This window comes from Treponema porcinum (assembly GCF_900167145.1).
Lineage (GTDB): Bacteria > Spirochaetota > Spirochaetia > Treponematales > Treponemataceae > Treponema_D > Treponema_D porcinum.
This window is the reverse complement of record NZ_FUWG01000009.1, coordinates 76,849-97,462: the sequence shown is the minus strand read 5'-3', so window position 1 is coordinate 97,462 and position 20,614 is coordinate 76,849. Positions and strand designations below refer to the sequence as shown.

19 protein-coding genes are annotated in these 20,614 nt (G+C 45.0%); 18 read left to right on the top strand and 1 reads right to left on the bottom strand.

What is annotated here, in order from left to right:
• Window positions 1-10 precede the first annotated feature (10 nt).
• The 15 genes from B5D55_RS06985 (at window position 11) to fliJ (ending at window position 14,675) form a co-directional block, all read left to right on the top strand.
• Entirely contained in the window at window positions 11-748 is a 738-nt protein-coding gene (locus tag B5D55_RS06985; RefSeq protein WP_078933290.1) for a tetratricopeptide repeat protein, read from the top strand.
• Complete coding sequence (dprA, locus tag B5D55_RS06980; RefSeq protein WP_159446177.1) at window positions 738-1,769, top strand: DNA-processing protein DprA; 1,032 nt, start codon at window positions 738-740, stop codon at window positions 1,767-1,769. Before B5D55_RS06985 ends, dprA begins: the two co-directional genes overlap by 11 nt.
• 27 nt (window positions 1,770-1,796) lie before the next feature.
• Window positions 1,797-3,947 (top strand): type I DNA topoisomerase, encoded by a 2,151-nt coding sequence (gene topA / locus B5D55_RS06975; RefSeq protein WP_078933288.1) that lies wholly within the window; start codon window positions 1,797-1,799, stop codon window positions 3,945-3,947.
• A 3-nt stretch (window positions 3,948-3,950) separates the two neighbouring features.
• Window positions 3,951-4,874: a tyrosine-type recombinase/integrase gene (locus B5D55_RS06970; RefSeq protein WP_078933287.1), complete on the top strand. Its 924-nt coding sequence runs from the start codon at window positions 3,951-3,953 to the stop codon at window positions 4,872-4,874.
• A 52-nt stretch (window positions 4,875-4,926) separates the two neighbouring features.
• On the top strand, window positions 4,927-5,466 hold the full coding sequence (hslV, locus tag B5D55_RS06965) for an ATP-dependent protease subunit HslV (RefSeq protein WP_078933286.1): 540 nt from the start codon (window positions 4,927-4,929) through the stop codon (window positions 5,464-5,466).
• A gap of 3 nt (window positions 5,467-5,469) precedes the next feature.
• A complete protein-coding gene (gene hslU, locus B5D55_RS06960) occupies window positions 5,470-6,894 on the top strand; it encodes an ATP-dependent protease ATPase subunit HslU (RefSeq protein WP_078933285.1) in 1,425 nt (474 codons plus the stop codon).
• A gap of 181 nt (window positions 6,895-7,075) precedes the next feature.
• The gene (gene flgB / locus B5D55_RS06955) at window positions 7,076-7,492 is read left to right on the top strand and encodes a flagellar basal body rod protein FlgB (RefSeq protein ID WP_078933284.1); all 417 of its coding nucleotides are present in this window, start codon (window positions 7,076-7,078) and stop codon (window positions 7,490-7,492) included.
• A gap of 62 nt (window positions 7,493-7,554) precedes the next feature.
• Window positions 7,555-8,013, top strand: a complete 459-nt coding sequence (gene flgC, locus B5D55_RS06950) for a flagellar basal body rod protein FlgC (protein ID WP_078933283.1) — start codon at window positions 7,555-7,557, stop codon at window positions 8,011-8,013.
• 74 nt (window positions 8,014-8,087) lie between these two features.
• Entirely contained in the window at window positions 8,088-8,450 is a 363-nt protein-coding gene (gene fliE, locus B5D55_RS06945) for a flagellar hook-basal body complex protein FliE (RefSeq protein WP_078933282.1), read from the top strand.
• A gap of 132 nt (window positions 8,451-8,582) precedes the next feature.
• Window positions 8,583-10,298, top strand: coding sequence for a flagellar basal-body MS-ring/collar protein FliF (fliF, locus tag B5D55_RS06940; RefSeq protein WP_078933281.1), 1,716 nt, complete (start codon window positions 8,583-8,585; stop codon window positions 10,296-10,298).
• A gap of 4 nt (window positions 10,299-10,302) precedes the next feature.
• Window positions 10,303-10,704 (top strand): hypothetical protein, encoded by a 402-nt coding sequence (locus B5D55_RS06935; RefSeq protein ID WP_078933280.1) that lies wholly within the window; start codon window positions 10,303-10,305, stop codon window positions 10,702-10,704.
• Window position 10,705: 1 nt separating this feature from the next.
• Window positions 10,706-11,809: a flagellar motor switch protein FliG gene (gene fliG, locus B5D55_RS06930; RefSeq protein ID WP_234975397.1), complete on the top strand. Its 1,104-nt coding sequence runs from the start codon at window positions 10,706-10,708 to the stop codon at window positions 11,807-11,809.
• 21 nt (window positions 11,810-11,830) lie between these two features.
• A complete protein-coding gene (fliH, locus tag B5D55_RS06925; protein WP_078933279.1) occupies window positions 11,831-12,772 on the top strand; it encodes a flagellar assembly protein FliH in 942 nt (313 codons plus the stop codon).
• A 23-nt stretch (window positions 12,773-12,795) separates the two neighbouring features.
• Window positions 12,796-14,244 carry a FliI/YscN family ATPase gene (locus tag B5D55_RS06920; RefSeq protein ID WP_078933278.1) on the top strand — a complete coding sequence of 483 codons (1,449 nt, stop codon included), beginning with the start codon at window positions 12,796-12,798 and terminating at the stop codon, window positions 14,242-14,244.
• Window positions 14,241-14,675 (top strand): flagellar export protein FliJ, encoded by a 435-nt coding sequence (gene fliJ / locus B5D55_RS06915; RefSeq protein WP_078933277.1) that lies wholly within the window; start codon window positions 14,241-14,243, stop codon window positions 14,673-14,675. Before B5D55_RS06920 ends, fliJ begins: the two co-directional genes overlap by 4 nt.
• Window positions 14,676-14,809: 134 nt before the next feature.
• Here the strand turns inward: fliJ and B5D55_RS06910 are convergent, their stop codons facing one another.
• Window positions 14,810-16,471 carry a nucleoside kinase gene (locus B5D55_RS06910; protein WP_078933276.1) on the bottom strand — a complete coding sequence of 554 codons (1,662 nt, stop codon included), beginning with the start codon at window positions 16,469-16,471 and terminating at the stop codon, window positions 14,810-14,812.
• 306 nt (window positions 16,472-16,777) lie between these two features.
• Between B5D55_RS06910 and prfB the strand changes: the two genes are divergently transcribed.
• From prfB to ftsY, 3 genes are all read left to right on the top strand, one after another.
• A protein-coding gene (gene prfB / locus B5D55_RS06905; RefSeq protein ID WP_143593253.1) for a peptide chain release factor 2 occupies window positions 16,778-17,912 on the top strand; the annotation gives its coding sequence in 2 pieces (ribosomal slippage) (window positions 16,778-16,846 and window positions 16,848-17,912; 1,134 coding nt in all).
• A 31-nt stretch (window positions 17,913-17,943) separates the two neighbouring features.
• The gene (locus tag B5D55_RS06900) at window positions 17,944-19,710 is read left to right on the top strand and encodes a hypothetical protein (protein ID WP_078933275.1); all 1,767 of its coding nucleotides are present in this window, start codon (window positions 17,944-17,946) and stop codon (window positions 19,708-19,710) included.
• Between the two features lie 31 nt (window positions 19,711-19,741).
• Window positions 19,742-20,614: a signal recognition particle-docking protein FtsY gene (gene ftsY / locus B5D55_RS06895; protein ID WP_078933274.1), complete on the top strand. Its 873-nt coding sequence runs from the start codon at window positions 19,742-19,744 to the stop codon at window positions 20,612-20,614.

Sequence of the window (20,614 nt, the reverse complement as noted above, 5' to 3'; positions counted from 1 at the left end):
GGAGGCTTTTATGATAAAAAGAACGGCTGCTGTATGCGGCATACTTTTTGCTCTTTCCGTTGCGTTTTCTTCCTGCGGATTTTCCAATAAATCAATTGTGCGTATGCAGCATCTTGAGGAAGGCGTTGACCATCCGACGTCAGTTGAAGAACTGAAAGATGCAATTTCAAAATACCAGAAGCGCGTTGCAGACGTGCAGATTGCGCAGTCGCAGATAGGAATCTGGTATAAGATTTTGGGAACGCGCTACCTTGACACGAAAATGTACGGCGAGGCGATGAAATGCTTTGAGAGCGCGCTTCAGTATTATCCTGACAATCAGAACCTGTATTATTACGTTGGAATTTGCGCCGGATATATGAGCCATTCCGCCCTTGATTTTAACGCGGAAGGAAGTTCCGTAAAAAAAATGAATTACCTTAAGCTTGCCGAATCTTCCTATCTTCGCGCAATAGAAATTGAGCCGCGATTTTCCAGCGCGCTCTATGCGCTTGGAATTCTGTACACATTTGAACTTGATGAAAGCGAAAAGGCAATTCCTTATCTTGAAAAACTGCTTACGATTGAAACGAAGCACACGGATGCAATGTTCGTCCTGGCGCGCTGCTATTATTCTACCTATCAGTTTGACAAAGCCGTTGATTTATATGATAAAATACTTTCCATAACAAAATCCGCACAGAAAAAAGCGGATGCAGAGACAAACAAAAAAGCGGCGCTTGATGCAGCATATTCGTATGAGCAATAAAACTGACGACATTATTTTACTGATTTCTCTCGCCAGAATTTCTTTTCTTAATCTTACGGAAAAGTTAAATTTGCTGAAAAAACTTGACAGTTATAATGACCTTGCGATACTTTCTATAGAAGATATTAAAAACATCACTTCAAGGAATATCAGGGCTGTTTGGGACGGCAGGCAGAATCTGCTTGCTGCCCGGAAAGAAGCTGCAATCCTTGAAGCAAAGAAAATAAAATATCTGCTGTACGGTGATGAAGCCTATCCTGCGCTTTTAAAGGAAACGCCGAATGCTCCGTTTATGCTGTTTTACACAGGCGATGCGTCCTGTCTTATCGGCAGAACGGTGTCTGTTGTGGGAACGCGCCGTATTGCTCCGGAAGCAAAACGCGCCGCCGTTCAGTTTGCGTATGATGCAGCCTGCGACGGATGTACTGTTGTGTCCGGGCTTGCAAAGGGAGTAGACGGGGCGGCGCATACAGGCGCAGTGAATGCACGTTTTGATTCTTTTGAAGATATTGTTTCTGCAGAAGGACGAACGGCGGCTGTTCTTCCCTGCGGAATTGATACTGTCGTTCCTTCCGGGCATAAGGCTCTTGCGGAACAGATTGTAAGGACAGGCGGCTGTATCGTAAGTGAGTACGTTCCTGGAACGCCTGCGGAAAACTGGCGTTTTGTCCAGAGGAACAGGATTGTGGCGGCACTTTCTCCGGCGACGGTAGTAATTCAGGCACCGGACGGAAGCGGCGCACTTATTACTGCCCAATATGCGCTTGACTACAGCAGGGACGTTGTTTTTCATAAAGCTGCGTTTTCTAGAAATGCAGAAGATGTGCGCAGTCTGGTAAAGTCACAGCTTGCAAAAGATTTTGCCGCCGGGAATGTTTCCAAAGGTAAAATTGAAAATACGTGTGAAAAATATATCGAGGCTGGCGCTCCGATAATAGAAAATTATAAAGAATACTGTGACTGTATGACGGCTCTTCCGGGCACTTACAGTTTAAAAAACGAACAGTTGAATCTGTTTTGATTTTTATTTGTCAGAAAAGGATGTACTATGGCTGAGAAAAAAACTGCATCAAAAAAATCTAAAACACCTCAGAGTCTTGTTATTGTAGAATCTCCTGCAAAAGCTCATACGATTGAAAAATATCTGGGCCCCGGTTACACCGTAAAGGCTTCTATGGGACATCTTATTGATTTGCCGAAATCCCGGATGGCTATTGATGTGGAAAATGATTTCCAGCCGGAATATATAACTGTCCGCGGACGGGCAAAGCTTTTGAAAGAACTTCAGAAAGATGCAAAAAAGTCTGATGTCGTTCTTCTTGCATCGGATAACGACCGCGAAGGAGAGGCGATTGCCTGGCATTTGAATAATGCTCTGAAGGACAAAACTGACGCAAAAATCAGCCGGATTGTATTTAATGAAATTACGCCTGTTGCAATAAAAGAAGCTGTACAGCATCCTGGCGAAATAGTTGAGTCCAAGGTGAATGCACAGAAGGCGCGCCGCGTACTTGACCGCCTTGTGGGTTACAATCTCAGTCCGCTTTTGTGGAGCAAGGTAAAGAACGGACTTTCTGCCGGCCGCGTACAGTCAGTTGCGCTTCGCCTTATTTGCGAGCGTGAAGAAGAGGTGGAGAATTTTCTTCCTGAAGAATACTGGACGCTTGACGCTGATTTTGCAAAAGGAAAGACAAAATTTACTGCCCAGCTTGTAAAGTACAAGGGAGAAGCTCCTGAACTTAAAAGCGAGCAGATGGTAAATGATATAATAAAAGAAATTCAGTCTGCTGACTGTATTGTGTCAAATATCAAGCAGACGGAAAAAACTGTCCGTCCGAAAGCGCCTTTTACGACGTCAAAACTTCAGCAGGCAAGTGCAAACCGGCTTGGATATACGTCGCGCAAGACAATGCAGATTGCGCAGCAGCTTTACGAAGGCGTGAATATCGGTTCAAACCGCGTAGGGCTTATTACCTATATGCGTACCGATTCCGTTCGTATAAGCGAAACTGCGCTTGCCGACGTCCGAAAGTGGATTGAGAAAAATTATCCTGAAAACCTCCCTGCCGAGCCTATTCATTATACCGTTGGAAAAGCCGCGCAGGATGCTCACGAAGGTATCCGTCCTACGTATACCGAATACACGCCGGATTCCGTAAAGGAATATCTTACCCGCGACCAGCTTCGACTGTACACCATAATCTGGGAACGTTTTGTTTCAAGCCAGATGAATAATGCAAAAACAATGACTACAAGCGCAGAAATTACAGCCGGTGATGCAGTATTCCGCGTAAGTGCAAGCAAAATTACGGAAAAAGGCTTTTACAGTGTCATAAAGCTTCTTTCTTCCAAGGAAGACAAGACAGGAAATCTTCCGTCTTTGAAAACAGGCGAAAAAATTACGTCTGACAAATTCTATCCGGAGCAGCATTTTACGCAGGGACCTGCGCGCTATACAGATGCATCTATCGTCCGGACTCTTGAAGAAAAGGGAATTGGACGTCCGTCTACGTATGCGCCGATTATTTCTGTTCTTCTTGACCGCTATTACGTTACGCGCAGCAACAAGCAGCTTGTTCCGACTCAGCTGGGGCGTATGATATGCAGGATTTTGGTAGAATCGTTCCCGGAAGTAATAAACGAACATTTTACTGCCGAAGTAGAAAATAATCTTGATAAGGTTGAGCAGGACGAACTTGTATGGAATACGATGATTGCAGATTTCTTTACGCCATTCAAGAAACGCGTTGACGAGGTGATGGAATCTGTTGCAAGCGTAAAGGGAAGCCTTGACGAACCTACGGACAAAATCTGCGAAAAATGCGGCAAGCCGATGATGAAAAAACTCGGAAGGTTTGGATTTTTCCTTGCGTGTTCAGGATTTCCTGAGTGCCATAATACAAAGTCCATTCCGCTTGCAAAATGTCCGATGCCGGATTGTGACGGCGAGATTGTTGCGCGAAAAACAAAAGGACGCGGAAAGGAATTTTACGGCTGTACGAATTATCCGTCCTGTAACTTTATAAGTCATTTCAAGCCGATTGACCAGTACTGCCCTAAGTGCGGCTGGTTCCTTGTTGAAAAATTCGACAAGAAAAACGGTTCTTATAAGTCCTGCATAAATCCAGACTGCGATTACCTGCATTCCGCTGATGATGAAGAAAAGATAATCCCGGAAGCAGGAAATGACGAAGATTAAGTAATGGCGGATAATGTTGAAAAAATGCTGTATTCTCTTGTCGATGAATTTCTTGTGTACCTTGAGTCTGTAAGGGGATTGTCGGCAAATTCTATCCGGACATACCGGAATGACCTTAATCATCTTATGGAACAGCTTGGCAGGGAAAAATCTGTTGCTGAAATTACAGTGGTGGATTTGCGGAACTGCATAGCATGGCTTTCTGCGCGCAAGCTTTCGAGTGCCAGCGTGAACAGTTTTATTGCGGCAGTCCGTACTTTTTTTGCCTATTGCCGGAAATTTGGTTATATTGAAACAAATGTCGCTCTGGAATTGAAGACGATAAAAATGCCACAGCATATGCCGCGTTTTCTTACAGCACCGGAGGTGGATGAACTGTGCAGGCAGCCGGTTGTAAATGAACTTTTGTGGCAGAAGAGAGATGCTGCTATTTTTGAAATGCTTTATTCAAGCGGCTGTCGTGTAAGCGAAATAGTTTCGCTGAAAATACATGATTTGCAGAACGGAAATTCGTCCGCTATAATCACCGGTAAGGGAAACAAGGACAGGCGCGTTTACTTTGAGGAAGATGCGCGAAATGCGCTTGCGCTGTATCTTGAGGACAGAAAAGACCGTTTTCATCGTGAAGGAATAGAAGACAGGACTCCTGAAGTGTTTGTAAATCAGAGCGGAGGTGCTTTGACAGCCGGCGGCGTCCGTTATATTCTTTCGCGTTATACCGGGTCAGAGGGAACGAAACATCACGTTTCTCCGCATGCACTGCGCCATACGTTTGCAACAAGTATGCTTTCTAAAGGTGCAGACGTGCGCGTGGTTCAGGAAATGCTCGGTCACGCAAGCATTTCTACGACGCAGCGGTATACGCATATAACAACTGAAAGGTTGATTGATATATATAATCGTGCTCATCCGCACGGTAAGAAATAACAGTTATTGGGAAAACTGCCTGAAAAAAAGTGCAGTTTTGTATGGAGTGTATATGTCAAAGACAAAAATAAGAAGTACGACTGTTGTTGCCGTCCGCCGCAATGGAAAAGTTGCTATGGCAGGTGACGGTCAGGTTACAGCCGGTGAAACCGTAATGAAAGGGAATGCCCGGAAAGTAAGGAAAATTTACGACGGTAAAATACTTACGGGCTTTGCAGGCAGCGTTGCGGATGCTTTTACGCTGTTCGATAAATTTGAAACTAAGGTAAAGGAGTTTAACGGCGACTTGACGCGTTCTGCCGTTGAACTTGCAAAACTCTGGCGTACAGACCGGTCGCTCAGCAAGCTTGAGGCGCTGCTCCTTGTTGCAGATTCAAGCAAAATTCTTCTTATAAGCGGCGACGGAAATGTCATTGAGCCGGAAAATGACGTAATTGCAATCGGTTCTGGCGGAAACTATGCGTATGCCGCGGCGCTTGCCTATCTTGATTCAAGCGATTACTCTGCAAAAGAGATTGCTGAAAAAAGCCTGAAGATTGCAGGCGATATTTGTATATACACTAATAACAATGTAACAGTAGAGGAACTTTAACGTATGGCAGAATTACAGACTCCGTCTTTGACACCGAAGCAGGATTTAACACCAAAACAGATTGTTGAAAGGCTCGACCAGTATATTATCGGGCAGAACACGGCGAAGCGTGCAGTTGCCGTTGCGTTAAGGAACAGAACGCGCCGTCTTAAACTTCCGGAAGAAATCCGTGACGAAGTTGCCCCGAAAAATATTCTGATGATTGGACCTACCGGCGTCGGAAAAACCGAGATTGCGCGCCGTCTTGCAAAATTGTGCAATGCTCCGTTCCTTAAAGTTGAAGCTACGAAATATACAGAAGTCGGCTATGTCGGGCGTGACGTTGAGTCTATGGTGCGCGATTTGATGGCAGTCGGCTACAAGGACGTAAAGGCGGAAATGGAAGAGCAACTGCGCGAAAAGAGCGTCAGTATTGTTGAAGAAAAACTGCTCGATCTGCTTTTGCCGGGAAGCCGTAAAGAAGCAAAAAAATCTTCCGCTCAGTCAGATGCTGCACTTATTACCAACGGAACTGCATCTCCGTCAGATACTGCTTCTGACTCTTCTGAGTCTACCAGAGAAAAATTCCGCGCTATGCTGCGCGACGGTAAGCTTGAGGATCGTGAAGTTGAAGTAACGGTGAACCGCCAGCAGAATGTTCCGAATATGGAGATAATTGCAGGCGGAAGCCTTGATGATTTGCAGAGCAGTATGCAGAATCTTGCCGGAATGCTTACTGGCGGACGTCATAAGCGGCGTACCGTATCTGTACGCGAGGCACGCCGTATTATTACTGAAGAAACGCTTGATAGTATGGTTGATGCGGACAAAGTTGCTGATATTGCAAAGGAGCGCGTTGAGCAGAGCGGAATTATTTTTATTGACGAAATTGATAAAATTGCCGTTCACGGTGAAAGCCACGGACAGGACGTAAGCCGAGAGGGTGTTCAGCGCGACATTCTTCCGATTGTAGAAGGAAGCAACGTAAATACAAAATTCGGCGTGGTAAACACGACGCATATTCTGTTCATTGCCGCCGGCGCATTCAGCGTGGCTGCTCCGAGCGACCTTATTCCTGAACTTCAGGGACGTTTTCCGCTCCGCGTTGAACTTGATTCCCTGCACAAGGAAGATTTCAAGCGGATTTTGAAAGAGCCTAAGAATTCTCTCCTTATGCAGTATTCTGCGCTTCTTGAAACAGAGGGCGTTTCTCTGGAAATTACGGAGGAAGCTATCGACCGTATGAGTTTTATTGCAGAGGATGTTAATGCCCGCGCAGAAAACATTGGTGCGCGCCGCCTTCATACGATAATGGAGAAAGTCCTTGATGAAATCAACTTTGAGGCAGACGAGCACAAAGGCGAAACGATAAAGATTGATGCAGAGTATGTGGACAAAAAACTTTCCGACGTTGTACAGGATCAGGATTTGTCACGCTATATATTGTAGTAATTTATTCAGCAATACCGCATATATGCGGACGGGCGCTGCCTTGACCGGAATGTTTTTTTTGCATTTGGAACGGGTGGCGCTTTTTTTTCTAAACTTTTTTTTCTAAATTCCGACATTCTAAGCAGGAAGATTGTAATTTGCATCTCACACACTGCGCTTTCTTCCTGAGGATGTCAGAATGAATACTTTTACTAGATCAGTAGATTTGCTTCAGCGGGCAATGGATGCAACTTCGCTTCGCTATCAGGTAACCGCTAATAACCTTGCGAACAGCGAAGTTCCGAATTTCAAGCGTACTACAGTCAATTTTGAAAGCGAACTGAAACGCGCATTTGATTCGGAAGAGAAGGCTCGGAACGGCTTTCAGCTTACGCGTACGGACAGCCGTCATATTCCCCTTCACGAACCGTATGACTACCGTGATGTAGAACCGCGCCGCGTCCTTGACTACACGACGACTGCGAAGGCAAACGGAAATAACGTTGATGCGGAAACTGAAGCTAACAATATCCTTCAGATTCAGATGCAGTACAGGCTTCTTACGCAGCTTACAAATTTTGAATTCAGCCAGCTTAATATCGTAATGAAGAAATAGCAGGGGATTTTTGAATTCCGTATGAAAATCAATGATTTTTGACTTTTTACAGGAGAAATAAAATGGGACTTTTTACTAGTATAAATATTGCAGCTACAGGAATGAGTGCCGAACGCCTTCGTTCTGACGTAATTTCCAATAATATTGCGAATGCTTCTACAACTCGTACACAGGAAGGCGGAGCATTCAAGCGTTCCCGTGTAGTTTTTGAACCGATTTCGTCAAAACATCCTCAGTGGAGAAGTCCGTTCTGCCCTGAAGATCTTGATAATGGTGCCGGAAAAGGCGTAAAAGTCCGTGAAATCGTAAAGGATTCCTCTGAAGGTCGTCTTGTGTATGACCCTGAACATCCTGATGCAATAAAATCCGGACCGAACGCAGGGTACGTTGAGTATCCGAATGTGAATATTGTAAATGAAATGGTGGACTTGATTTCAGCCAGCCGCGCCTATGAGGCAAATTCAACTGTCATCGAAGGTTCAAAGAGTATGTTCGGTGCTGCTCTTGAAATCGGACGCTAGAAGCTGTCTTTGCCGTTCTTAGGTGATTGACAATAGAATGATGATAATTGATAATTGTACAAGGTGGGTACAGTATGAAAATTCCAGAATTAGGTTCGCTTCAGATGACGCGGACTGTAGAATCACATTACGGTCATCAGAAGCTTCTTAATACGGCAGAAGCCGGAAAAATCCTTAATATTGAAAATGCTGCGGAAACAGGCGTTGAAAAAACGCGCATTTCTTTTGAAAATTATCTGATTGATGCTGTAAAATCAATGAACGAGCAGCAGCTTGATGTGAACAGGATGCAGGAAAAACTGATAACGGATCCTGACAGCCTTGACATTCACGACGTTACTATTGCAATGGCTAAGGCTCGTATGTCGCTTAATCTTGCACAGACTGTAATCGACAGGATTGTACAGGGCTGGAGCGAAATTACGACGACAAGATAGGCTTTGTAAAAATTAAAAAGGAGTTTCCTGGCTGAAACTCCTTTTTTTATGTCATTTTTTACTTTGCAGAATTCGTATTATATGGTAAGATAGGTCTGCAACTGTTTAAAATTCGTTCACGGGAGGGGTCAGATGAACGAATGGCTTAGAAAAATAACGGAAGCTGTGTCGAATTTCTGGAAGAACAGTTCTGTTATTAAAAAAGTTATTCTTTTCGGCGTACTTGCCGTAATTATTTTTGCTATAGTACTCACTACTCGTGTTTCTTCAAAACCGACAGGAGTCCGTCTTTTTAATTCTCAGGTTACCGACGAACAGTCCAGGAATCAGATTCTTGACCGTATTTCGCAGGAGAACATATCTGCGCATATTACGGATGACGGTTATATCATTGTTCCTGATGAAAAGACTGCTGTCAGGCTGCGCGATACTCTTGTAAGCGAAAATCTTGTTCCGTCTTACATAGACCCGTTCGCCGGTTTCTATAACCGCAGCTGGAATACGACCGATGCAGAACAGCGCGTCAAGCTTAAGAATGCGATTACGCGTACCGTAAAAAATCATCTTGAAGCTATTGCTGACATTGTTTCTGCGGATGTTGCCATCGTTAGTCCTGAACCTACAACATTCTTTGAAGACCAGAAGCCTGTTTCGGCAAGCATCGTTCTTAAGCTTACTCCGAACAGCGATCTTGCAACAAACAGAAGGCGCATTCAGGGCGTGCAGAAAATCATTCTTTCTGCCGTCGAGGGATTGAAGGAAGAAAATCTTGTCATTTCCGATATGGAAGGAAACGTTCTTAATGATTTTGACGGAATGGCAGATTTCGACAGGCTTTCGCTGATTGAAAAACAGCAGAAGCTTAAGCGCAAGACAGAAGCTGAGAAAAAGGCAGAGGTTCTTTCTGCATTGCAGAAACTTGCGTCTGCTGACCGTATACGTGACCTTAACATAAACGTTGACTTTGATATGTCTGAAAAATCGGTTGAGTCAACGGAATATTCTCCGATTGTAATAAAAAAAGATAATCCTGATACACCGTATGATGATTCCGAATATCGTGATACGCTGCCGATTTCACAGCAAACGGTTACAAAGGAGTGGCAGGGAACAGGCTATAATCCGGAAGGACCTGCTGGTACGGAAGGACAGACTCCGCCGGTTTATTCCGATATGTCTAATGTCATCGGAAAGTCTACGGAAACAGGTGTTACGCAGAATAACGTAATCAATACGACTCATACAACGGAAAAAGTTGCTCCTCAGACAGGACGCGTTACTGTTTCCCTGAACGTTGACGGACGGTGGCGTCTCCTTCTTGACCCTAAGACTCACCGGTACGTAGTTGACGAAGAAACTGGTGCGCTTAAGCGTGAATTTATCCCTGTGTCTGATGAAGATCTTGCACAGTATAAGTCGCTTGTTGAAAATGCCGTTGGTTTTAAAAAAGACCGCGGTGACAGCGTGTTTGTAGGACGCATTGCCATTGACCGCGACGAGGAACACCGTGCATTTGATGAAGCTTACTTTAAGAAACTTCAGGCGAGAAAAACAACTGTGCTTGTTCTGGCTGCAGTTGCCGTTGTGCTTGTAGGTTTCATTTTGTTCCGTATTATAACTAAGGAACTTGAACGGAGAAGGCGTCTGCGTGAGGAAGAACTTCTCAGGCAGCAGCAGGCGGAGCGCGAAAAGGCACTTTGGGAAGCCCGCGACGATGCAAATATGCAGGTTACGATGTCTGTCGAGGAAAGCCGCCGTGCCGAGCTGCAGGAAAATGCAATCAATATGGCAAAAGAGCATCCTGAGGATGTTGCAATGCTTATCCGTACATGGTTGATGGAGGAGTAGGAAAATGTCAGAGCAGTTTTATACGCAGACGGCAGAGGCTATCGGTTTTGCAAAGCAGTCCGTCCTTACGGGAAAGGAAAAAGCAGCCATTCTGTTTTCTGAACTGGGCGGAAATGTTACCGTCGGAATGCTGAAATATTTTTCAACGCAGGAATTACGGACTATCAGAAAGTCACTTAAGCGACTGAGAGGCTATAGCCGGGCAAATGAAATAAAAACTCTGGAAGAAGCAAACAGGTTCGGTTTTGCAAGGAAAATTCTGAAACTGTCTCCGGCGCTTTTGAATAGGGAAGAATATGCAAAATTGCACGAAAATGACGGCAATAAGCAGATGCTGAGAAATCTTGCAAAAAATGCAGATGCAGTGGCGAATGTAATATCGGTCTGGCTGAAGGAGGATAAGTAAAATGGCAGAAGAAGAAAGTTCTGTTCCAAAATCAAATCCTAAGCCTGTTCCTAAGCCAGGAAGCCTGAAACCTGCCGGCTCAGGAAAGAAAGAAAGAAAGGACTATAAAAGTCTTACCGGCCGTCAAAAAGCGGCTATTTTCCTTGTGTCCTTAGGAAGCGACATATCTTCTGAAATTATGAAGCATCTTCGGGAAGACGAGGTTGAAACGCTGACTTTTGAGATTGCACGCCTTGAAACTGTAGATGCAGAATATAAAGATGCAGTTCTTGAAGAATTCCAGGAACTGATGAATGCCCAGAACTTTATTACGACCGGCGGTATTGATTATGCGCGCGAGCTTCTTGAAAAATCATTGGGAAGCCAGAAAGCGATTGATATTATCAACCGTCTGACAAGTTCTTTGCAGGTGCGTCCGTTTGACTTCATCCGCCGCACGGATCCTGCGCATCTTTTGAACTTCATACAGCAGGAATATCCACAGACAATCGCCCTTATCCTTGCGTACCTTGAACCGGGAAAGGCAGCTGTCATTCTTCAGAATTTGCCGGAGGAAATGCAGCCGGAAGTTTCCAAACGTCTTGCGACTATGGACCGTACTTCTCCTGACGTATTGCGTGAGGTCGAGCGCGTTCTTGAGAAAAAACTGTCTACTCTTTCCAGCGAGGACTATACTGCCGCTGGTGGTGTCGAGTCTATCGTTGAAATTCTTAACCTTGTTGACCGTTCGTCTGAAAAGGCGATTATTGAAAGCCTTGAAGAGGAAGATCCTGATCTGGCAGAAGAAATCAAGAAACGTATGTTCGTATTCGAAGATATCGTTATGCTTGACGACCGCGCTATTCAGAAAGTTCTGCGTGAAGTTGATACGCAGGAACTTTCAAAGGCACTTAAATCTGTTGATACGGAAGTTCAGGATAAGATTTTCCGCAATATGTCAAAGCGTGCTGCAAGTATGCTGAAAGAAGATATGGAATTTATGGGACCGGTGCGCTTGAAGGATGTAGAAGAAGCGCAGCAGAAGATTGTTTCTACAATCAGACGGCTTGAGGATTCCGGTGAAATCGTTATCGCACGTTCCGGCGAGGATGAGCTTGTTCAGTAGCGCTTGTTGTGGAGTTTGTAGATGGCAAAAACTGTATTCAGACCGAATGAAATAAAGACAAAATCCGGTGATAAAGTTACCCTTAAGCTGATTCACGATTATACTCCTGAAAAAGTTGAAGAAGTTGCTGAAGTTGAGGAGTATATCGGTCCGACTGCTGACGACCTTCGGAAAGAGGCAGAGGCGTTTAAGGCCGGATGGGAAATAGAAAAGAAGAGGATGCTTGACGAAGCGCAGAAGTCTGCTGATGAAATTGTAAAGAAAGCAGAAGATGCCGCGTTTGCAGAGGTAAAGCGTCAGACAGATCAGGCGCAGGTCATAAAGGCAGACGCAGAAAAAGAAGCGCAGGATATTGTAAACAAGGCTCAGGCGGAAGCGCAGGAAATCATAGCAAAAGCCCATTCTGAAGAGAATGAAATTCGTGATTCAGCATACCGCAAGGGATATGACGAAGGGCAGAAGTCCGGCTACAATGACGGACAGTCGGAACTTAACCGTCTGATTGAGCGTGTTCATAAAATAGTTGAGTCTGTAATGAACAGGCGCGAGGAAATTCTGCGCGATACCGAACAGCAGATTGTTGATCTTGTGATTTTAATGACGCGGAAAATTGTAAAAATTATCTCCGAGAACCAGAAAGGTGTTGTACTGAGCAACGTTCTTTCTGCGCTGAAAAAAGTTAAGACTCGATGCAGCGTAATTATCCGGGTAAATATTGAGGACTTGAAGCTGACTTCCGAACATACAGGCGAATTCATAAAGCGTGTTGAAGCCGTACAGGGAATTACTGTTATAGAAGACTCTTCCGTTGATAAAGGCGGATGTGTTGTAGAAACTGATTTTGGTGCTATAGATGCACGGATTGCAAGTCAGCTTGGCGAGCTTGAAAATAAAATTCTTGAGATTTCTCCGGTGAAAACAGTTGAAGCAAAAAAAGAAACTGCTGCTTCTGAAAAGATGTAGGAAAACGGCGGATAAGGAATCTGATGGTGGAAACGCTTTCTTTCACAGATAATTTTAATTTTTCAAAATATGTTTCTCAAGTCGAAGATTTTGACCCGATTTTGTATATCGGCTATGTCTGTGCCGTAAACGGTCTTGAAGTTCTGAGCAAGGGGCCGTGTGCAAAAATCGGCGAGATATGCACCATAAAATTAACGGATGGAAAAACGCTGCTTTCTGAAGTTGTAGGTCTGGAAGATTCTGTTGTAAAACTGACAGTATACGGACTTACGGATGGTATTGAAGTCGGCTGTGAAGTTGTTGCTTCTGGTAAGCCTCTCCAGGTTCCTGTAGGCTGGGGACTTTTGGGACGGACGATTGATGCGACGGGAAAACCGTGCGACGGACTCGGCGAACTTGTGCCTGAAGCATATTATCCTGCCGTAAAAAGTGCGCCGGATGCAATGACGAAGAAGGAAATTGACCGCCGCATTACGACAGGCGTTCGCGTAATAGATTCTATGCTGACCGTGGGAAAAGGGCAGAGGCTCGGTATTTTTGCCGGTTCAGGCGTCGGAAAATCAACTCTTTTAAGTATGATTGCCCGAAATACAGATGCAGACATAAATGTTATCGGACTTATCGGTGAACGCGGTCGTGAGGTTCTTGATTTTATCGACCGCGATCTTGGGGAAGAAGGAATGCGCCGTTCGGTTGTTGTTGTTGCAAAGGGCGATGAACCTGCCATCTGCCGTCTGCGTGCTGCACAGGTGTGTACTGCCGTTGCGGAATATTTCCGTGATCAGGGAAAGGACGTTATGCTGATGATGGATAACGTTACCCGTTTTGCAAAAGCCCAGCGTGAAATCAGCCTTTCAAGCGGCGAAGTTCCTGCCCAGCGCGGATATACGCCGAGCGTTTTTGATTCCATTCCGAAACTGCTTGAGCGCACCGGTACGAATGACAGGGGTACAATTACGGCTTTTTATGCGGTTCTTGTTGACGGCGACGATATGAACGAGCCGATTGCAGATACGGTTCGCGGCGTTCTTGACGGACACGTTGTATTGAGCAGAAAACTTGCGATGGAATATCACTATCCTGCGATTGACGTTCTTCAGTCTATAAGCCGTCTTTCAAAGCGCGTTACGGGAAAGATGACGCAGAAGGCTGTGGGTAAAGTGCGCGAGCTTATGGCAGTGTACCAGAATAATGCCCAGATGATAAATGCCGGGATTTATACAAAAGGGTCTTCCGTCCAGATTGATGAAGCAATTGACAAACACGATGAAATCGAAGCGTTCTTAAAGCAGGAGGAGGATGAGCGCTGTCCGATGGCAGATACGCTTGACAGGCTGAAAGCGCTTACCGGAATTGATATTTCTGAGGAAGAGTATGAAGAGCGCCCTGCAATAAAGAAAAATGCCGCTGTCAGTACGCAGGCAGCTGCGCTTGGTCAGGCAGTTGATACAAGCGTTCCGGATGTTGAATGAAAAAGTTTCAGTTTGAACTGGAAGAAATCCTTAATATACGAAAATTCGAGCAACAGCAGGCGGAAATCGAACTTGGAAAGGCGCTTGCTTCCGAAAATGAAATTCAGTCTAAACTGAATGCACTTGCAATGCAGCAGGCATCCGTTCAGAAACAGATGTCCGGTTCAACTGATTTTTATGATATTACAAATGCAAATCAGTTTTATGCATTCGTGCGCAATCAGTCAGAGTGTCTTTTAAATGAACTTGCTAAGGCAAAACTGATTTCTGACGAGAAGCGCAGCATTTTGAAAGAAGCAATGCAGAAAGTCGATTCCCTTGAAAAACTGAAAGAGCAGCAGCTGGAAGAGTATAAGGTGGCTCTTATTCACGAGGAAGACAACGAACTTGACGACATAGTTACCAGCCGCTTCAATCCAAATCAGCAGTAATTCTTAGTGAGGACAACAGGTGTTGCGCCGCAAAGCAGTTTCTGGTTGTAAAATACACAGAGGCTGTTTTTCGAAGAAAAACGGCAAGCGCAACTGAAAAACATAATCGTTGTAAGAATTTCTAGTGTTGCGCCTTAGTATTTAAACGCACTTCCGCCTATGAATTCACGGATGATTGACCTTTGTGGTACCGCAGTCGGAGCGATTGTTGCAAAGTTTGTAAGGAAGTCAAGCAGCGTGCACGCTTCGCCGTATTCTTTCTGTGTCGGTTTTACGCATCTTAGCAAAGGTTCTGCATATACCTTCAGTACGGAAAGTTCGTAATCAAGCGCAGTATTCAGTATGGCATCCGCATTGTTCTGGAACGGGAATATATGCAGTTCCTCTCCCTTGCGCACGCTCGGCCACATTGCAATTGTTCCTGCCGCCGATTTTCCCCTGAACTGATAGTCGCGTACGATTCGGCGGATCAGGCGGTTGTCGCTTGTGGAAATGCGGTTGTGGTCATCAAGATTAAGCTGAGTAAGGGCAGAAAGATAGATTTTGAACTTCATTTCCGCCGGAATTAACGGCGTAAGCTTGTCGTTCAGTCCGTGTATTCCTTCCATAATGAGAATATCATTCGGTGCAAGTGACATTTTGTTTTTTTCTTCAAAGAACTGCGTTCCGTCGTGGAAATTATAGGACGGAATTACAACTTCTTTTCCGTCAAACAAATCAATCAGGTTCTGGTTCAGAAGCGGAACGTCAAGCGCTTCAAGACATTCAAAGTCGTAGTTTCCGTTTTCGTCTTTCGGAGTGCGTTCGTGTCCTGCATAGTAACAGTCAAGGCTGATGACTTTAGGACGGTAGCCCATAGCCTGAAGTTCCAGCGCAAGTTTTTTGCTTGTCGTAGTTTTTCCTGAACTTGAAGGACCTGCAATGAGGACGACACGAACTTTTTTCCGGGCGGCAATCTGGTCTGCAATTTTTGCAATGCATTTTTCCTGCAATGTTTCCGTGATGTCGATGAAATCGTCTATTTTCCGGTCGATGATAAGCTGGTTCAGGCTTGCACTTGACGTTACGCCAAGCTGGCTTCCCCACTGTTTGTACCGTGAATATATTTCAAAAAGCTTCGGCTGGTCTTGGAATTCAGGAATAACGTCAGGTTCCGTTGATTTTGGAAAGCGTAGAAGGAATCCTTCCTTGTATTTCATAAGTGAAAAGACGTTCAAAAATCCTGTTGACGGAACAAGCGGCCCGAAATACAAGTCGCTGAAGTCGTCAATGGAATTTATCTGAACCCTCGGCGGACACTTAAAATCCATCAGCCGGCGCGTTTCCGTAAGTCCGCTTTTTTCAAACAGTTTCAGCGCATCTTCATAGGAAACAAAGCGGGACATTATTTTTTTATCCTGAGCAACAAGATTCTGCATTTCTTTTTCAAGTGCGTTAATCTGTTCTCCGCTTATTTCTTTTCCAGTTTCAAGCGTGTAATAATATCCGGAACCAAGGCTGTGACCTACCAAAAGCCGCGAACCTGGAAACAGTTTGTACGCGCTTGCCGCAAGAAGAAGGCATAGCGAACGCCGGTAGACGACAATTCCTTCCCTTGAAGTTGCATAGACAGGCTCAATTTCAGCATTGTAGCGAAGTTCCTTGTCTAAAGGATATAGCTTGTTGTTTATAAGGACTGCAAGAATTTTTCCTTTCTCTGCACCGTAATTTTTAAGCAGACTGCCGGCAGATGTTCCGTATTGTATATCCTTTGTTTTTCCGTCTGGAAATGTGATTTTCAATGTGTCGTGTTCCATAAGAGTGTTCTCCTGATGTCAAAAATATGCTTATATTTTACACCATAAACGTCGTATGTCAAAAAACTCTTTTTAAGTTTTACAGTTCAATTAAGTCAATCTGCCTGTCGATGTATCGGCGGACTGATGTCATTTGTGTCATTGCTTACCCGGTCTGCATATCCAAAAACTCCCTGTAAAAACGCAGGGAGTTTTTATTATTCCATAATCTGCCTTCTGTTTTACCTGTTTGACATTGTATTCTGTTTCTTTTATTCTTTTACATTGTTATATTTTACAATAAAATAGTAATAAAAGAGGATTGTTATGTTAGAAGAGTTGAAAGAACCTGTTGCTTCATTGAAAGAAGATATTATGAACGTCTGGGGGCGTCTTTGACTCGGCTGCAATTGAAAAGAAAATAGCAGAAAAAATGGCTTTGACGGAGGCTCCCGGATTTTGGGATGACCATGAAAAAGCCGAAAAGATAATGAGTTCCGTGCGGAAACTTAAAAACCGCATTGAGCCTTGGAAAGAACTTTTGGGCGAACTTAGCGACATTGAGGCTATGTATGAGCTTGCAGAAGAAAGCGGTTCTTCCGAAGATGAAACTGAACTAAGGGAAATGATTTCTTCCGCACGTCAGAAATTCGAAGAACTTAACGTTCTGAACCTTCTTTCCGGTGAGGTAGACGATTCGAGCGCGTTCATCACCATTCATTCTGGTGCCGGCGGTACGGAGGCGGAGGATTGGGCTTCTATGCTAAGCCGTATGTACACTCGATGGGCGGAACGGCACGGTTACAAAGTTGAAGTTGTTGATCTTCTGGAAGCGGAAGGCGGAATAAAATCCGTTACAATGCAGATTGACGGAGATTATGTATACGGTCATCTAAAGGGCGAAGCTGGCATTCACCGGCTTGTGCGCATAAGTCCGTTTGATTCGAATGCGCGCCGTCACACTTCTTTTGCTAGTGTATTCGTTTTCCCTGTGCTTGACGATTCTATCGAAGTCGACATACGTCCTGAGGATTTGCGCATTGATACATACCGCGCCGGCGGAAAAGGCGGTCAGCACGTCAATAAGACAGATTCTGCCGTCCGCTTTACGCATATTCCTACAGGAATCGTTGTTGCCTGTCAGAGCGAGCGAAGCCAGATTTTTAATCGTCAGGCATGTATGAGCATGCTCCGCGCAAAACTTTACGAATATTACCGCGAGCAGAAAGAGAAGGAAAATGCGAAATTTGCCGCAGAGAAAAAAGACATTTCCTGGGGAAATCAGATTCGTTCCTACGTATTCCAGCCGTATACTATGGTAAAGGATCACCGTACCAAGTGTGAATCGGGAAATATTCAGGCGGTAATGGACGGAGATATTGACCAGTTTATGGACGCATATTTAGTTGCAAAATGGAAAGGCCTTCCGATGGATGCAGGTGACGACGACGAAAATATGTAACTTTTTAAAAAAAATAAGTATTTTCTCAGTATTGCTTGCGTGCAGTGCGGCGGCGTTCTGTGCTTCAGACAAAAAATGGACGCTTGCCGCCGAGCAGTTTGAATTCACGCAGAATACGAATAATTCCAAGGCGGCGGTGTCGTATGCAAAAACAATGCCGTCGCTCATTATGGAACAGATGGCAGAAAACCTTACCCGTATTCCCCGCGCGCGCGAACAGCTTGACCGTACGCTGTACGATTTGCAGAAAGAGCGGCTTTCCCTGTTCCTTCAACTGTCTAAAGAAGTAAAGGCTCGTGATTCCCTTCTGCTCGCTGATTATTCCGCGCGGAAACTAAAGGCTAAGCTTAAGGAATCTGATGTAAAAATCCGTGACATTGAAAAAAAAATTGACGAGAATTTGCAGTCAGCCCTGAAAGAAACTAGCCGCCGGGAAAAGCGTATGCAGCAGGACGAAATGCGCATTGCCCATCTTGAGCAGGGCGAAATTGTGGATGACAGGCGCGAAGAAGGGAACGGATTTTCCCGTTTTTTTAAGGGACTTGGCGGACGTCAGGACGAAGATTTTGTTCTTGAGGACGTTGTTCTGTATAAAAATGATTTTAACCAGCTGTTCGATGCAGGGGAAGAACAGCGGAAGAGCGGATATGACAGCTATTATTTTGGAAAAGCCTGCGTTGATGCCGGCATTCAGGGGCTGATTACAGGAAAGATTACTGTCTACGGAAACTATATTTCGATTTCCGCGGAACTGTATCAGTATCCTGGCGGACGGCGGATTGCATCTGTTTCTGACGTTGGAATTACCGATGACTTGCGCACTCTTGCTACAAGCATAGCCGCGCAGCTTACGCCTAAAATTGCAGACAGTATGCCGGTTGAACTTTTTATTGAGGTCTTTCCGCCGGAAGCTGCGGAAAATATCGTCCTTTCGGTGAATGACGTAGTTTATTCGGACGGAACGGAAAAAATCACCCTGCCGAGCGGAGTTCATACAATAACTTTTTCTTCTAAAGGCTATATTACAGAATCGACTTCGTATTCGTTCACCGGAAACAGGCGTTTTAAGATTACGGTGGAAATGCAGCCGGACAATCCTGGCGAACTTTTCCTTGCGATGAAAAAGCCGTTTTCCGGCGATTTGTTTGCAAACGGTCTTTTTTCTGCTTCGCTTTCTCCTTCCGGGCGCTTTGCATCAATTCATATAAACAATCAGCAGATTTTAGGGCATTTTGTGTCTGAAAACGGCGAACCGTGCGATTTTTTTATCCGAACCAAATATCTTTCTGACGGAAATTTTCTTCTGCTTGACGCAAAACCGTTTGACAGGAGCAGTTATATTGAAAAGCGCCGCATCTGGATGTATCGTTCCTACAGTCTTCTGATTGTGTCGCTTCTTCCGACTTTTTACTGCTACGGCAATTCATTTGCCGCTTCTTCTGCGTATAATGACGGTTATGGCGTAAGCTATGACGAAGCAAAAAAGTGGGAAACTGCGCGCAATGTTACTGCCGGCATTTCAATCGGGTGCGGCGTGCTGTTTGTCGTTGAACTTGTGCGTTATCTGCGTGCTGCAAATTCGGTACTTCCTGCGGAGGCAAAAAAGATGAGTACGAAGGAACTTACGAAAATCAGGGGAAGGGAGCAGATTGAAAGGGTGAAACAGCAGGAACTTCTGCTTGAGGCGGACTCTGCTTTTTCTGATGAGGCGGAAAACTCGGACGGAGCGGAGCTTTCTGAGCCGGAAGGCACAGGCGGAATGCCTGTCATTAAGGGTGAAATACAGGAATTACAATAAAAACTTTACAAAGGGCAAAGAGGAATAATAGATGTCGAAAATGTCATTTGCAGAAAAACTGCGCGTGCTGTTCAAGGGAAATAAGAATTCTGACGAGTTTTTTGAAGATTTAACTGACCGTCTGATTGAGGGTGATGTTGGCGCAAAGACGGCGTTTGAAATTGCGGATCGTCTTGAACAGGCGTGCCGGAAAAATCATCTTGCAGAAAATTCTGACATACTTCAGGAACTGAAGCGCATTCTGCTTAAGTATGTGCGCGAAACCCGGCTTGAGCCTGATATGACAAAAGTTAATGTCTGGATGGTATTAGGCGTAAACGGCGTAGGAAAGACGACAAGCGTTGCAAAAATGGGACTTTTCTTCAAAAACTCCGGCATTGACAATATTGTTCTTGCAAGCGCCGATACGTTTCGTGCCGCCGCAATCGAACAGCTTAATCTGCACGGCGAGCGGACAGGGCTTCGCGTAGTGAGCCATCAGCACGGTTCAGACCCTGCCGCTGTTGTTTTTGATGCGGCGCAGGCGTGCGCGAGTAAAGGCGCAGGTCTTGTTCTTGCTGATACAGCCGGCCGTCTTCACAACAAGGAAAATCTTGTGCGCGAGCTTCAGAAAATCGACCGTATCTGTAAGGAAAAAGCCGGCGAGGGCTGCTACAAGCGGATTTTAGTAATAGACGCAACTACCGGGCAGAATGCGCTCCGGCAGGCGGAAGTGTTCAACGAGGCTGTGGGAATTGACGCGCTCGTCCTTACAAAATACGATTCTACTGCTAAAGGTGGCGTTGCCGTTTCCATCGGAAAAGAACTTGGAATTCCTGTTGCTTTTGTGTGCGACGGCGAAAAATATGAAAATATCAGGCAGTTCAATGCGGAAAAATATATCGATGATTTTATCGGACTGTAA

Excerpts from the sequence above, each read along its gene's own strand:
- hslU (WP_078933285.1), top strand. The coding sequence starts at position 5,470 with ATGGCAGAATTACAGACTCCGTCTTTGACACCGAAGCAGGATTTAACA.
- B5D55_RS06920 (WP_078933278.1), top strand. The coding sequence starts at position 12,796 with ATGGTGGAAACGCTTTCTTTCACAGATAATTTTAATTTTTCAAAATAT.
- flgC (WP_078933283.1), top strand. The coding sequence starts at position 7,555 with ATGGGACTTTTTACTAGTATAAATATTGCAGCTACAGGAATGAGTGCC.
- B5D55_RS06935 (WP_078933280.1), top strand. The coding sequence starts at position 10,303 with ATGTCAGAGCAGTTTTATACGCAGACGGCAGAGGCTATCGGTTTTGCA.
- flgB (WP_078933284.1), top strand. The coding sequence starts at position 7,076 with ATGAATACTTTTACTAGATCAGTAGATTTGCTTCAGCGGGCAATGGAT.
- fliJ (WP_078933277.1), top strand. The coding sequence starts at position 14,241 with ATGAAAAAGTTTCAGTTTGAACTGGAAGAAATCCTTAATATACGAAAA.
- B5D55_RS06985 (WP_078933290.1), top strand. The coding sequence starts at position 11 with ATGATAAAAAGAACGGCTGCTGTATGCGGCATACTTTTTGCTCTTTCC.
- hslV (WP_078933286.1), top strand. The coding sequence starts at position 4,927 with ATGTCAAAGACAAAAATAAGAAGTACGACTGTTGTTGCCGTCCGCCGC.
- fliE (WP_078933282.1), top strand. The coding sequence starts at position 8,088 with ATGAAAATTCCAGAATTAGGTTCGCTTCAGATGACGCGGACTGTAGAA.
- B5D55_RS06970 (WP_078933287.1), top strand. The coding sequence starts at position 3,951 with ATGGCGGATAATGTTGAAAAAATGCTGTATTCTCTTGTCGATGAATTT.
- topA (WP_078933288.1), top strand. The coding sequence starts at position 1,797 with ATGGCTGAGAAAAAAACTGCATCAAAAAAATCTAAAACACCTCAGAGT.
- B5D55_RS06910 (WP_078933276.1), bottom strand. The coding sequence starts at position 16,471 with ATGGAACACGACACATTGAAAATCACATTTCCAGACGGAAAAACAAAG.
- fliH (WP_078933279.1), top strand. The coding sequence starts at position 11,831 with ATGGCAAAAACTGTATTCAGACCGAATGAAATAAAGACAAAATCCGGT.
- dprA (WP_159446177.1), top strand. The coding sequence starts at position 738 with ATGAGCAATAAAACTGACGACATTATTTTACTGATTTCTCTCGCCAGA.
- fliF (WP_078933281.1), top strand. The coding sequence starts at position 8,583 with ATGAACGAATGGCTTAGAAAAATAACGGAAGCTGTGTCGAATTTCTGG.
- fliG (WP_234975397.1), top strand. The coding sequence starts at position 10,706 with ATGGCAGAAGAAGAAAGTTCTGTTCCAAAATCAAATCCTAAGCCTGTT.
- ftsY (WP_078933274.1), top strand. The coding sequence starts at position 19,742 with ATGTCGAAAATGTCATTTGCAGAAAAACTGCGCGTGCTGTTCAAGGGA.